The organism is Beijerinckia mobilis (genome assembly GCF_000745425.1).
Taxonomy (GTDB): Bacteria; Pseudomonadota; Alphaproteobacteria; order Rhizobiales; family Beijerinckiaceae; genus Beijerinckia; species Beijerinckia mobilis.
In genome coordinates this window covers 19,331-31,473 of sequence record NZ_JQJH01000017.1, presented here as the reverse complement: position 1 = coordinate 31,473, position 12,143 = coordinate 19,331, and the positions used below count along the sequence as shown (strand labels likewise).

Annotated in this window: 15 protein-coding genes; 4 read left to right on the top strand and 11 right to left on the bottom strand. The window is 57.3% G+C overall.

Annotated features, from left to right (window positions below; translation table 11 throughout):
- Window positions 1-178: 178 nt before the first annotated feature.
- The 4 genes from DL88_RS13245 to DL88_RS13230 all read right to left on the bottom strand — a co-directional run bounded on the left by DL88_RS13245 (window position 179) and on the right by DL88_RS13230 (window position 3,081).
- Window positions 179-1,135, bottom strand: coding sequence for a hypothetical protein (locus DL88_RS13245; RefSeq protein ID WP_034996870.1), 957 nt, complete (start codon window positions 1,133-1,135; stop codon window positions 179-181).
- A 12-nt stretch (window positions 1,136-1,147) separates the two neighbouring features.
- The gene (locus tag DL88_RS13240) at window positions 1,148-1,588 is read right to left on the bottom strand and encodes a hypothetical protein (protein WP_034996867.1); all 441 of its coding nucleotides are present in this window, start codon (window positions 1,586-1,588) and stop codon (window positions 1,148-1,150) included.
- A gap of 282 nt (window positions 1,589-1,870) precedes the next feature.
- Window positions 1,871-2,188, bottom strand: coding sequence for a hypothetical protein (locus tag DL88_RS20365; RefSeq protein ID WP_156971097.1), 318 nt, complete (start codon window positions 2,186-2,188; stop codon window positions 1,871-1,873).
- 329 nt (window positions 2,189-2,517) lie between these two features.
- On the bottom strand, window positions 2,518-3,081 hold the full coding sequence (locus tag DL88_RS13230) for a DUF2147 domain-containing protein (protein ID WP_169741580.1): 564 nt from the start codon (window positions 3,079-3,081) through the stop codon (window positions 2,518-2,520).
- Between DL88_RS13230 and DL88_RS20575 the strand changes: the two genes are divergently transcribed.
- Together DL88_RS20575 and DL88_RS13225 are read left to right on the top strand one after the other, a co-directional pair.
- Window positions 3,065-3,253: a hypothetical protein gene (locus DL88_RS20575; RefSeq protein ID WP_169741579.1), complete on the top strand. Its 189-nt coding sequence runs from the start codon at window positions 3,065-3,067 to the stop codon at window positions 3,251-3,253. The genes DL88_RS13230 and DL88_RS20575 overlap by 17 nt on opposite strands.
- A 171-nt stretch (window positions 3,254-3,424) precedes the next feature.
- Window positions 3,425-3,703, top strand: a complete 279-nt coding sequence (locus DL88_RS13225) for a hypothetical protein (RefSeq protein WP_169741578.1) — start codon at window positions 3,425-3,427, stop codon at window positions 3,701-3,703.
- 67 nt (window positions 3,704-3,770) lie between these two features.
- Here DL88_RS13225 and DL88_RS13220 read toward each other — a convergent pair whose 3' ends face one another.
- On the bottom strand, window positions 3,771-4,694 hold the full coding sequence (locus DL88_RS13220; protein ID WP_034996860.1) for a LysR family transcriptional regulator: 924 nt from the start codon (window positions 4,692-4,694) through the stop codon (window positions 3,771-3,773).
- A 77-nt stretch (window positions 4,695-4,771) separates the two neighbouring features.
- Here DL88_RS13220 and DL88_RS13215 point away from each other — a divergent pair, with 77 nt between their 5' ends.
- Together DL88_RS13215 and DL88_RS21085 are read left to right on the top strand one after the other, a co-directional pair.
- Entirely contained in the window at window positions 4,772-5,719 is a 948-nt protein-coding gene (locus DL88_RS13215) for an NAD-dependent epimerase/dehydratase family protein (RefSeq protein ID WP_034996859.1), read from the top strand.
- Window positions 5,720-5,833: 114 nt separating this feature from the next.
- Window positions 5,834-6,079, top strand: coding sequence for a transposase (locus DL88_RS21085; protein ID WP_084705179.1), 246 nt, complete (start codon window positions 5,834-5,836; stop codon window positions 6,077-6,079).
- 304 nt (window positions 6,080-6,383) lie between these two features.
- Here the strand turns inward: DL88_RS21085 and DL88_RS13205 are convergent, their stop codons facing one another.
- The 6 genes from DL88_RS13205 to DL88_RS13180 form a co-directional block, all read right to left on the bottom strand.
- Window positions 6,384-7,328, bottom strand: coding sequence for a sugar ABC transporter substrate-binding protein (locus DL88_RS13205; protein ID WP_034996858.1), 945 nt, complete (start codon window positions 7,326-7,328; stop codon window positions 6,384-6,386).
- A gap of 88 nt (window positions 7,329-7,416) precedes the next feature.
- On the bottom strand, window positions 7,417-8,250 hold the full coding sequence (locus tag DL88_RS13200; RefSeq protein ID WP_051955968.1) for a creatininase family protein: 834 nt from the start codon (window positions 8,248-8,250) through the stop codon (window positions 7,417-7,419).
- 2 nt (window positions 8,251-8,252) lie between these two features.
- On the bottom strand, window positions 8,253-9,242 hold the full coding sequence (locus DL88_RS13195) for an aldo/keto reductase (RefSeq protein ID WP_034996856.1): 990 nt from the start codon (window positions 9,240-9,242) through the stop codon (window positions 8,253-8,255).
- A gap of 35 nt (window positions 9,243-9,277) precedes the next feature.
- Complete coding sequence (locus tag DL88_RS13190; RefSeq protein ID WP_034996855.1) at window positions 9,278-10,513, bottom strand: NAD(P)/FAD-dependent oxidoreductase; 1,236 nt, start codon at window positions 10,511-10,513, stop codon at window positions 9,278-9,280.
- Between the two features lie 4 nt (window positions 10,514-10,517).
- Window positions 10,518-10,847, bottom strand: a complete 330-nt coding sequence (locus tag DL88_RS13185) for a MocE family 2Fe-2S type ferredoxin (RefSeq protein WP_034996854.1) — start codon at window positions 10,845-10,847, stop codon at window positions 10,518-10,520.
- Window positions 10,848-10,935: 88 nt separating this feature from the next.
- On the bottom strand, window positions 10,936-12,027 hold the full coding sequence (locus tag DL88_RS13180) for a fatty acid desaturase family protein (protein ID WP_034996851.1): 1,092 nt from the start codon (window positions 12,025-12,027) through the stop codon (window positions 10,936-10,938).
- Window positions 12,028-12,143: the final 116 nt, after the last annotated feature.

Below are 12,143 nucleotides of genomic sequence, written 5' to 3'. Positions count from 1 at the left end.
GCACTCCTCGCTTGCTTGCCAGGCGGGTTTGAAATGTGGCGTCGAGCGCCCGGAATACATCTTTGGCCACCCGCCGCACACATTGGATTTGTGATCCGCTTTGTATTCCACGCCGTCGAAACAAGCGCGAATATTGCTTCCTGGGATGTGTGACCACTTGCGCGTATGAGGAAGCGCGCTACGCTGATAACATCAAAGCCTGATGATGTGAGTCAGCAGGATTTGTCCTGATGGCGGGGCAGCGGCTTTCCGCGACTTCTTCTTCATCGCGTCGGGTCGCGATCAGGAAGACTTGGTAAAAATGCGTCTTGTCGCGCACACGCCGAATTTGGAAGCATCGAAGGGAATCCAAAATGGTGAAGGCAACCACGAAAGCACCAGCGACAAAAAAGGCCGCCGCCAAAGCAGCGGCCATTTCGCCAGAGGATATGAAGAAAGAAGTGCGCAAGACAACCAGCGCCAGAAGGGCGACTGGTACGACAAGCGCCGCCAAAGGATCAGTAGCCAAAGCATCGTCCGCAAGAGCGGCGTCATCCAAGGCTGTGGCCTCCGGCACGACCTCCACCAAGACAACAGCGGCGAAGACGACAAGCACAAAGGCGACAACGGCCAAGGCGATAAGCACCAAGGGGACGTCATCCAAGGCAACAGCGCCGAAGACAGTGGCAACCAAGGTGACTGCAACCAAGGCGACTGCGGCGAAAGCCTCTGCCGCAAAAGGCTCTGTACCGGTAGCCGCAGCCCCGAAATCAGCCGCAGCCAAGACAGCATCCGCCAAGACAGCATCCACCAAGATAGCAAACGCCAAGACGACCACTGCCAAATCTGCTACATCCGCGCAGGCTACCACTGCCAAGGTTACGGCTGCAAAGCCTGCCGCAGCGAAAGCAGTGAGTGCCTCGAAGACAGCGAGCGTGGCCAAGACAACGACCAAGACAACTGCGGGCAAAACCGCTTCGGTAAAGACGTCTGGCACCGGATCGGCTGCGGTGAAATCAACACCGGCAAAAACGACGGCGGCGAAACCTGCTGTATCCTCCAAAGCCACGGCTAAAACCACTGCCTCTAAATCGCCGAGTGCGAAGAGCGCAAAGAGCGCTTCGAGGTCTTCCACCACAAAAGTGGCCGTCGTCAAAGCCGCTCCGGCTCAATCTACGCCCGCTAAGTCTGCGACTGCCAAAACTAAGGCCGCCAAGCCCCTCGCCACCGCGAGCGCTGCCAAAGCAACTGCGACTACGAAGAAGCCGACCGCGACATCTGGAGTCAGAACAGCGGTGACCGGTAAAACGACTGCGGCCAAAACCGCACCGGCCAAAACGACGACAGCCAAAACGACGACAGCGAAGACTGCTGCGCAAAAGCCTGCGGTGGCAAAGATAGCGTCCTCCAAAACCGTCAGCCGTCCCACCGCCCGGAGAGTCGCTGTGAAGAAAATTTCGCGGAAAGAGGGCGCACCACCGCTGCCGAAAATCCTTGCTCCACTCGTCCCGGAAAACAATTGATCGGTTCCGAAATGCAGGAGCACATTATGGGATGAAGGCGGCTGGGATGCCTGTATTAAGGAGATGACGGCGAATGCACTCTTCAAGAGCGCTGCGGTTCTATCCCGCGACGCTCCGCTCAAATATCGGCGCACTTTTAAACCGATGGAATCGCGACGCAATTCAATATCATTGAGAAATGCCCAAACGAAGCGAAGTCGTTTGAAACAGCTTTGGGGAAGCGTGTTTCCGATGAAGCGCGGAATAATCCGCGCTCTTATTCTCCCTCAATCTGTCGTCTCTTGAGGAAGGATACTGGCATAATTGTGCCGTTCGATTCCTAAGGCTATTGTCATTGGGCCGAACGAAGCATCGGCCATTGACGGTGCTTATTGGGAGAGGCAGGCCGTGGCAAAAACACGCCATGTCTTGTTGGCTGCGGCGCCGGATAATTTCATCTGATCCCATTGGAGCCCGCATTCATGCATGCGCGCGCGTGACGCCGTTGGTAGTTTGGGCAATTTCTGCGGTACCCGCGTCGCCACCCGCGTAGCGTCGACGATGAGATTGCCAGCCGATATGTTCTCCGGGGATTCCGGTTGGGAGGCAACGGCTGCAAGGCTTGTAGGGTTGGGTGAGGGCGCCGCAAATGGCAACGATGGTCGGGAAACGATCGCTTGCTCGTCGCCGGTCCCCTTGTCGGTCATTGCCACCGCTTTGGTCACACCAGGACGATCTGCTTCCGCCTGGTTGCCTGCCGTTTGACTATTATCGGGTATGGTTGCCACGGCGGGCGGGGTGATTTGGAATTCAGGAGGCCGAATTGGAGGAAGCGGCGGTGTCATAGCCTCTGCGGAATTGCCGGTTGCGCAGATCGGAAATGCGGCCGCGAGAAATGATGCCGCTATGAGCCTATGGGCTGCATAGCGACGGGCATGCCGTGCCAACACCCGCTGCGATAACGAGTGGGTCTCGATTGGTGCGAAACGCAGTCTCTTCGGCGTGGCCGGCATAGTTCGCGGTGCGCCCTTTTACTTCAATGAGCGGTCGGTTTTCCAGCCTTCGCGGCTGCCGGTTTCGGAGCTGCTGGCGTCGCGACGGCATCAGGCTGGCCAGGAATGGAATGGGCCCGGGTGAAGCCATCGGTCTTGCAGAGAATTCTAAGGATGCACCCTTCGATTTCCGCAGAATCACCCGGCAGTTTTTCTTTCTCGTGACCCTTGGCCGGCAAAACCTGGAACGTGATGTCGTAGGTTTTTCCGTCTTCGGGATTATAGGCTTTGCCGCGCCAATGGTTTTTGTCGGCAGTCAATTCCGTCAACAATTGGATGCCGATCATCGGTATGGTCCGCTTGGACTTGTCGGGATTTTCATGGTCCACTTTCGGTTTGCCGTCCTCAAGCGGTTCCTTCAACCAGACGAGTGTCCCGCAATATGTCGTGGCCGCGCCGGGAGCCGTGGTCGTGCCGGCGACGGGCGGTTGGCAAGGTGCGATCTTGATGATCGAATCTTCGCCTGTCGTGTACCAAAGCCCTGTCGGATCGATCGGCGCTGCAAGGGCAATACCCTGCATGGCGAGACTGATGCTGACCCCGGCCAATACGCGCTTCCACACCCCGGCGAGCGGCAAGGGTGAGGAGAAAAAGGCATTAAAAAACGATTCAGAAGAAGGCCGAAACAACATTGAGCGCCCTCGAGACAGAGATTTCTTCATTGCCATCGGGAAATGGCATATCGCTTACACAACGCCCTCAGGACGATTAATCAGCTAGACCGACCCTATCCTCCGGCTTCCCTGTCGGCAAGATGAGACCCGCTAAAGCTTCTTACAAGAGGAGATGGTCCTTAAATAAGGCGAAGGTGGGATGAGCGGGTGGACATCTCGCCTCGTGCGGGATCGAGTGAGAGGGACTTTCGGCGGCGCTGCATGGGGAATCGCACAATTGATGGTGTTTGGTTCGCCATGGGATTCCGCTAAGCACATTTTCCGAAGTGTGCTCACACCTATGGGTCGGGGCAGCATTGATTTTGCGCTAAAAAGCAAAATCAATCGTGGCTTTTACCACGCACGGCTGCTGAGAGCCGTTTGCGGTTTTTCAGAGCCCGCGCGCTACAAAAAGAAGAATGCTGTTTTCAAAGGTTTCGAATCACATGGCGATTTCACGCGAAACCAGGATGCTCCCCTAACACCTCACTTCGATCAGGGCCGAACGAACTGGTGATGCTCACGGCAACAATGACAGAATGATCCACAGTGCTTTGAGTGAAAGCTCATCCGCATCGGACGGCCTATCTGTAGACCGTGGCGGCCACGTCGCGCACGAGTTCGCGAAACCAGACAAGCGTCGGATCGGTCGAGCGAATCCGGTCCCATACAAGTGTGACGACAAGCGGCTCTGTGATCAGAGGAGACGGCCTCATAACCAGATCGAACAGGTCCGCGAAATGCCGGGTCAGCGCTTCAGACAGCGTCGTCAAATAATCTGTCGTTGCCACAATCGCGAGCGCGGTAGTGAAATGCGGCGCAGTGAATGCAATTGTCCGCGATAGCCTTCGTTCGGCCAATGCCCTGTCGATTTCCGACTGGCCATCGCCGAAGATTGTGATCGCGGCATGCGGAAAGCGCGCATAATCCTCCGCTGACACCGGCCCGTTGGCCAATGGATGGCCGCGCCGTGTCACCAGCATCAACTGGTCGGAGCCCAGCACCATACTCTCCGCCCCTGAAGGCAGAGGTGAAGTTGACAGCGCGAAGGCGAAATCAATCCGGCCCTGCTGCATTTGAGTGATCGTCTCTGGACCATAGCCCTCCACCGCGACGTGTAGTCCCGGTGCCTCGCGGGACAATCTGCGCATCACCTCCGGCATCAGCAGCAGCGTTTGGGCGTCGGCCGCGACGATGCGGATCATGCGCTGCTCCGTGGCTGGATCGAAAGGAGCGTCGCGAAACAAAGCGCCGACCTGCTCAAGCGCGATGGCAACCTTTGGCGCCAGCTGCTGAGCCTTGGGCGTCAGCGTAAAGCCGCCTGCCTGACGCACCAGCAGCGGATCACGGAACAGATGCCGCAACCTCCCGAGTGCGCGGCTCATCGCTGGCTGGCTCAGCCCGACCTCCCGTCCGGCATGGGTGACGTTGCGTCGCCGCAGCAGCGCGTCGAGGACCGGCAACAGATCGAGGTCGATTCCAGAGAGATGTGTTGGTGTTATGTTCATTATGTAAATAATGCATTTTTAGCATGGTTGAGTCCAGTGCTATCCAGCCGATGATCACAGGATCGAAAGGGCTCAGGATGAATGGACATGACGTGATTTTTGGCTATGGCGTGGCTGGGCGGGCGATCGCCGACAGGCTCGCGGCGGCAGGACGTTCCGTCCGCGTCGCACAACGCTCACGTCCAGCCGATCTTCCGGCCGGTATGGAATTCTTCCGTTGCGACGTCGTCGACCGCGCCGAGGTCATGGATGCGGCGGCAGGTGCGTCGCGGATCGTCATCGCCACGGGCTTCGCATATGACACCAGGATATGGGCGGAATGCTGGCCGCGTGCGATGGCACATTTCCTTGCCGCCGCCGAGGCGACCGGTGCGCCGACCTTGTTCTTCGATAACATGTATATGTACGGCCCGCAGGATACGCCTATACGGGAGGATACGCCTTTTGCGCCTTGGGGCGGCAAGCCTGCCGTGCGCCGTGCGATCAGCGAAATGTGGCAGACGGCTTCGAAGCAAGGGCGCGTCCGCATGAGTGCACTTCGCGTAAGTGACTTTTACGGCCCCGGCGTAACCAACAGTCACCTTGGCGAATTGCTGTTCGGCAGGTTGGCGGCAGGGAGGGCGGCGCAGTTTGCTGTGCCGATCGATCATCCGCACGACGTCGCCTATTTGCCCGATGCGGCGCGGGCAGCGCACACCCTGCTGGACGCACCTGAGGATGCCTGGGGTGAGGTATGGCTCATGCCCTGCGCCGAGACACGGACGCTACGGGAGGTCGTCACCATCGCGGCGGCCGCAATGGGGCGGTCCCCACGCATTCAGCAGGTGCCCACCTTTCTCCAGCCGGTCTTGCGGATGATCATGCCGATTTTACGTGAGGTTTATGACGTGCGTTTCCTCTTTGATCGCCCCTATCATATCGATGGGACGAGGTTCACGACGCGCTTCTGGTCGGATGTGACTCCGATCGAGACGGGGATCGGTGAAACAGCCCGCGACTTCTTGCGTGCCGCTGGCGCGCGATGAGCTCTGGCGTCTTGCTCTGGATGTGGAACCCAGAGAGCCGTGGCCGCATGGCCAAGATTGAGAAGAAATCCAAGCGCTATCCAAGCGATTTGACGGACTAGGAGTGGGGCGGCGATTTCACCGCTGCCGCCCCAGGCCGCCCAAACAGGCCACAAGCGCTGGATCGACTCTCGGGACGTGCTGAATGTCATCCGCTATATGGTTTGCCCAGGGTTTGAATGGCGGATGCTGCCCGTGCATTTTCCGCCTTGGCAAATCGTTTACTGGTGGTGTCGCCGTTTTGTGCGGCTGCTTCTGTTCCGCACCATCCACGACGTGGTGTTAATGATCGACGGGATGTGCCGAGCAGCGCCCCGCTGAACCCAGCGCGGCGAGCCTGGATAGCCCAGCAGACAGTCAAGGCGCCGGCCTCAGCAGCACACTGGGTTATGATGGGGCCAAGAAGATCGTCGGCCGCAGGCGTCACGTCGCCCCAGATCGCCTCCATCGCAATCCGCACCTTGAAATCTGTGCTGTAGCGCTTTCTCGTCGTCTTCATTCCTGTCCGTTCCTCAGGGCAGAATGAGCTTATCATCTGTCGATGCATGTAGGGATCAAGTGCAATCTTCATGTGTACAAAACCTGTCACAATAATTGCTAACCATTCTCTTTCTATGGTTAAACGTCAATTCCGGCCAGTGAACTCATTCATATTCGCTGGTGTGATCAGCTGAAACGGCACCCAGATTTTCTGTTCGGTCTTGTTACCGTGCGCCAAAGTCAAAGCGGTATCTAGTGCCGCCGTGCCTTGCCCGACGGCATCTTGAAACACGGTTACATTCAGGTAGCCCTGCTTCATCAATTCGATCCCGTCAGGACTGCCGTCTATACCCGCGACGATATAATCTTTCATTGGAACCCCCGCCGATTGCATGGCCTGAATAGCGCCGATGGCCATTTCATCTGCATTGGCGATTACGGCGTCGAACTGGATCCCGGCAGAGAGCCAATTGCTCATCAGATTAATGGCCTCGGTGCGCTGCCAGTTAGCGGTTTGTTCGTCCACGACCTTCATGAAGGCGCATTCGGGAGTCTCTATAACATCATGTATATCTTTGGTCCGTTGCCGGCTCGCTTGATTGGACATCAAACCCATTATCACCACGACATTTGCGCTCTTGCCTTTGCCATGTTCCTTGAGCAGGCGGCAGACCTCCTGCGTTTGTAATGTTCCTGACACTCTCTCATCGGACGCGATAAAGGCCTGAGATTCCGGTAACCGATCCACGTTCGCTGGTTGCCGATTAACATAGACAAGAGGAATCTTGGCGTCAGAAGCGAGTTTGGAGATTTTCTCAGTCGCATCAGTATCCACTGGGTTGACGATGATGGCGCTCACACCAGAGGCGATGAAATTCTGAACCTGGTTTTGTTGGCGTGATACATCGTTCTGGGCGTCCTCAATTTGGACACGTACGTCAGGTAGAGAATGGCTGTGGGCAATTATGGCGTTCCTGAGCACAGTCAGAAAATTATCGTCAAAAGCTGACATGGATACGCCGATGGTCTCGGCATAAGCCGAGCAGGAAACATTTAGAACAACTATGACAGCCAGAAGAATCCGTTTCATTGTTTCCTCCATATAATTATAATGAGCAGGCTACATTATTTGTGTGCGCTTCGGATATATTACGCTCGTATAGAAAGCTGTCTCTTTATTATAGTATTTGAGGAGAGGCGGTATCCGAAGGTGATAGATCAGTGGTACACCAGTGCACGCGATCCGCGTCAATGGCCCGCCAAATAGGGATCAGTGCATTCATCGGGATAAAATCTGTTGGTTGTTTCGCGGCGAGGTGAAAAGCTCGTACGACTTGGCCAATGTGCTCAAGCGATGCATCGAGAATTGATTGACCTTCCTCCACTGTCGCTTCGACCGCATCCGGGTTTTGGGCGAAACGACCGAGCGCGTCCGTGTTAATCCGGTCAGCCCGCCCAAGCGCGACGAGTTCTCCGCTGATGGCGAGAAGCTGGGAGATTTCATAGCGACCGGCGTGATCGCCTTGGAATAGGCCATCAACCAGCTCCGGATCACTTGCAATGAAATGCTCGAAGGGAAAAGCAGTAGAGAAATGCCGTGCTACCATGCGCAGGTCGTCTTGGGCACCATTATGGCCCGATATGACCACGGCTGCTTTAAAACCGGCGTTGCGGAAGGCGCGAAGTTGATAGAGCAGAGTCTCGAGCACCAGATGGGCCGGCAGCGCCGCGAGTAGCGGATTGACACCGCCCATGACCTCTTGCAGCCATGGTGCATGATAGCCGCATTCGTGTATATGCCAGCTCTGCGTCGGTGCGACTACGCCGCCGAAGCGGCGTGCGGCCTCCATACACAGCCATTCGGCCTTAATGGTATCGAGGCCGAAGGGCGCCACATGGCCATGGGGTTCGCACAGGCCCATGGGCAGATAGACGATCGGGCAGGCATCGCGGCGAGCGATGAACTCGGCGGGTTTCAACCGCTCCCAGCGGATTTCATCCGGTCCATGCATTGTCAGACCACTCCGAAATGCTTGAAATTCGAGTAGTTCTTGATGAAGCGATGGCGCGTCATCAGAGTGCGGAAGGTCGCTTCGTCGAGCGGATCCTCCATCAATGCGGTGAGATTTGCTTCAAGGAAGGCCCGCACATGCATGGACGAGATTGCGGTGGTGATCCCGGGATCATGCAGCGCATATTTAATGGCGAGAGCTGCAAGGCTCGACGCATTGGCCGGTATGAAGCTACGCAGGGCTTCCACCTTGTGGATATAGGCCTCGCGCGGGACCGTCGCATCGAAATAGCCATCGCGGAAATCGCCCTCGGTAAAGGACGTCTGCGGGGTGAGGAAACCTGACAATCCACCTTCGTCGAGGATACAGCGTGCGATCACCGCGACTTTATGCGTCTGGCAGAAGGGCACCAGCACTTCGAGTGCGGTGGGATCAAAGATATTGATGATGGTCTGCACCGCATCGATCGCCCCGCTCATCACGATGGGCAACACCATATCGGAGCGGTGATCAGGGATGGAGATGCCGATATACCGGATCTTTCCTTCATCCTTCAGGGCCTGAAGTTCATCCATCCAGTAGCCGGAGATACCCCAGTTCGGCCAATAAGTATGAAGTTGCAACAGATCGATCTGATCGAGATTGAGGGCTCGAAGGGATTTTTCGCAGGAAGCTCGTACCTGGCCGGGCGGAAATGATTCCGTGACGGGTACCACCGTCCCCCATTGCGGTTCGCCAGCGAGCCCCTCCACTTTGGTGGCGACGAATGGCTTTTCTCCATGCCATTCGCGCAGTGCTATACCGACGATGCGTTCTGAATCGCCATAGGCGCGGGCGGTATCGATGAAATTGACGCCTCGCTCTAATGCGAGGTGAAGCGCGGCTACATGCTCTTTTTCATCCTGCGAACCGAACCAGCCAGCGAAGCCCATGGCGCCGAATCCGAGACGGCTGATCCTCTCGCCGGAACGGGGAATTTGCGAATATTGCACAGTTTTCCTCCCGAGGGGGACAAGCGGGGAAAGCGTCAGGCTGCGAGCAAAGTCTTCAGCTTCACGTCCGGTTGGGCGAGAGCCGCGATGGCAGGCCGCGCGCGTTGCGCGATGAGCATTTCGGCGAGACGTATGTCCCGGGCGATCAGCCCGGTGGTTCCTATGCCCGCGGCCGCCACCAAGCGTCCTTCGTCGTTGAGGTGAAAATGCAGTTGGGCTCCACCATCGGCGAGGTTGCGGGTCACCAGTGTGGTGCCCTCATCGATCAGACCCGCGATCTGTAAGGTGATGTCGTACTGGTCGGACCAGAGCCAGGGGACGGCCGTATAGCTTTCGCTCGCGCCAAGAATATTACGCGCGGCAAGGTTGGCCTGGTCCTGCGCGTTTCGCCATGCCTCGAGCCGAATACGCCGCTGGCCATAAAGTAGATGCGGAAAAGAACAGCAATCTCCCGCGGCAAAGATATCAGGTGTGCTGGTGCGTAGTTGGCTGTCGACGGCGATACCATTATCCAAGGTAATGCCGGCCGCTGCAGCCAGTTTGGTCTCCGGCTCAGCACCGACACCCACAAGAATGGCATCACAGGCAAATTGCTCACCATCCGAGAGAAGGATTGTATGCGCTTGACCCGTTTGCGCGATACCCGCGATCTGCGCCCCAAGGCGCAGGTCTACACCTGCCCGCAAATGGAGAGCAGCGACCCTGTCGGAAAGTTCAGCCGATGCGCCACGGCTCAACAGACGGGTTGCCGCCTCAAACAAGATGACCTCGGCGCCAGCAGTGCGTGCCAATGCGGCCAGTTCAAGGCCAATGAACCCACCGCCCACGATGGCGATACGGCGTCCCGTGTCCAGCACGCCCCCCAGACGGAGAGCATCGGCATGAGTGCGGAGATAGAACAGGCTGGCGGCATCGGCGCCCTTTATCCTCAGGGGCCGGGCGCGGGCGCCGGTCGCCAGCAGTAAGCGGTCATAGCGGATCTCCTCTCCCGCACCGAGCCTCACAATGTGGGATTGGGGCTGGATCGCCTCGACCGGGCAGGCGGCACGAAACGTGATGGCCTGCGCGGAGAATTGCTCCGCCTGGGCGATATAGCGCGCGGGCTCCTTTGTCTGTAGGCACTGCTTGGATAAAGGCGGACGCTCATAGGGTGAGAGCGGCTCGTCGCCGAGCAGAACAATCTCGCCAGTGAAACTATTCTCGCGCAAGGCGAAAGCGGCACGACACCCGGCTTCGCCAGCGCCGATGATGACAATGCGTTCAACGGTCATGGCGTCATCTCACTTGGATCATGACCCGGCCGTCTTCCACCTTGACCGGATAGGTCCGCAGGTTGACAGAAACCGGTGCGCCTTTCGCCTGACCCGTCCGGCAGTCGAATCGGCCGTTGTGCTTAGGGCACTCGATGATGTAACCCATCAGCAAGCCGTCTGCGAGATGAACGTGCTCATGTGTACACATACCATCCGTGGCGAAATACTCATCCTTTATCGATCGGTAAATGGCGAAAGTCCGATCTCCATGATCGAAGCGGATCACATCTTCTTCTTCGATATCATCCACCATGCAGGCGAGGATCCATACAGGCGTATCGGTGATGCTCATAGCTTTCCTCTCAGACGGGCGATGCACGTCATGAAAACTCAGGGGATGGCCTTGACTAGGGCAGGCGGCAGGAATGCGCGGGCCGCGACTATTCGGCTGGAGCCAGGTGTAAGTTTTCGGTGTCCGAGTTTGTCACCACGTGATCTGGCAAACGGCGCTGTACGAAATAGTCCGGATCCCGGCGCTGCTTGAGGAGGGTGGGAATAATCTCCCGGTAGGCGGCCAGAAGGCTCGGATAGGGCGCGGGACAATCAGCCTTTATTGCCTCATGGAGCTTCGGCAATGCGTGGTATGGCACCATGGGAAACATGTGGTGCTCGATGTGATAGTTCATGTTCCAGTAAAGGAACCGGAACACCGGATTCATCATCACGGTCCTGGAGTTCAGCCGATGATCAAGCACATTCTCTCCAAGACCAGCATGTTGCGTGAGTCCAAAAATCTGGGCGAGCCAGGCGCCGTAGAGTGTCGGCAAGCCAATCAGCATCGCCGGCAGGATCGAGGCCAGAGCGACACATCCGGCAGCAACGCCTACAAATAGCAGTAGGTAGAGCCGGGCGACCCAGTAGACCTTGGAATGCTCCATCTCTGGCACAAATGTCATCTCTTCGGGGTCGAGCCTGCCGGTAGCATGCAGGAGCAGCTTCCCAAAGGCGTGAAACGTCGACTTGATGGCAAAGAGATTCAGAAGCATGCCGAGAATATCGGGCGGTCTGTGAGCGACGATCTCCGGATCACGGCCAACGATCACTGTATCCGTGTGGTGGCGCGCATGGCTCCAGCGCCAGATGGTCGGCTCGCGCAGGATCATGAAACAGGCAATGTGATAGACGATGTTATTCAGCCAACGCGTCTTAAATGCGGTCCCATGGCTGCATTCATGCCAACGCGAATCCGAGGCGGAACCGTAAAGGACACCATAAGCGATGAAGAAGGGAATACAGACCCAACTGCCCCAGAACCAGACCCCGCCAAAGCCAGTTACAGCAAGCGCGCTGATCCAGATCAGTGTGTCACGGATCGCTGGTCCGTCCTGGCGCTTCAGCAGATTTTTCAGCTCTTTACGTGGAATGGCGCAGTGGTACCAGTCGGCATTAGCGAGTCCGCATGCCTCAGCGAAATGGGCATCGCGGCCGGTCAGGCTGTAGTCACGATTGTTTCTGCCGTCATTGTCCACCATGGGTTTCTCCCGAAGAAAGCGCGGCGCACAATCTCATCCCCGGCAGATGCGACTGCCGCAGACAGAGAAATCGGAGCCATTTTTTGTGTTTGAATGAGAGCGCGATGCGCCTCACG

What these genes read in the sequence shown, in the direction of transcription:
- DL88_RS20575 (WP_169741579.1), top strand. Translation starts at nt 3,065, where the DNA reads ATGCTGACCCCGGCCAATACGCGCTTCCACACCCCGGCGAGCGGCAAG.
- DL88_RS13200 (WP_051955968.1), bottom strand. Translation starts at nt 8,250, where the DNA reads ATGCATGGACCGGATGAAATCCGCTGGGAGCGGTTGAAACCCGCCGAG.
- DL88_RS20365 (WP_156971097.1), bottom strand. Translation starts at nt 2,188, where the DNA reads ATGACCGACAAGGGGACCGGCGACGAGCAAGCGATCGTTTCCCGACCA.
- DL88_RS13190 (WP_034996855.1), bottom strand. Translation starts at nt 10,513, where the DNA reads ATGACCGTTGAACGCATTGTCATCATCGGCGCTGGCGAAGCCGGGTGT.
- DL88_RS13205 (WP_034996858.1), bottom strand. Translation starts at nt 7,328, where the DNA reads ATGAAACGGATTCTTCTGGCTGTCATAGTTGTTCTAAATGTTTCCTGC.
- DL88_RS13180 (WP_034996851.1), bottom strand. Translation starts at nt 12,027, where the DNA reads ATGGTGGACAATGACGGCAGAAACAATCGTGACTACAGCCTGACCGGC.
- DL88_RS13215 (WP_034996859.1), top strand. Translation starts at nt 4,772, where the DNA reads ATGAATGGACATGACGTGATTTTTGGCTATGGCGTGGCTGGGCGGGCG.
- DL88_RS13220 (WP_034996860.1), bottom strand. Translation starts at nt 4,694, where the DNA reads ATGAACATAACACCAACACATCTCTCTGGAATCGACCTCGATCTGTTG.
- DL88_RS13185 (WP_034996854.1), bottom strand. Translation starts at nt 10,847, where the DNA reads ATGAGCATCACCGATACGCCTGTATGGATCCTCGCCTGCATGGTGGAT.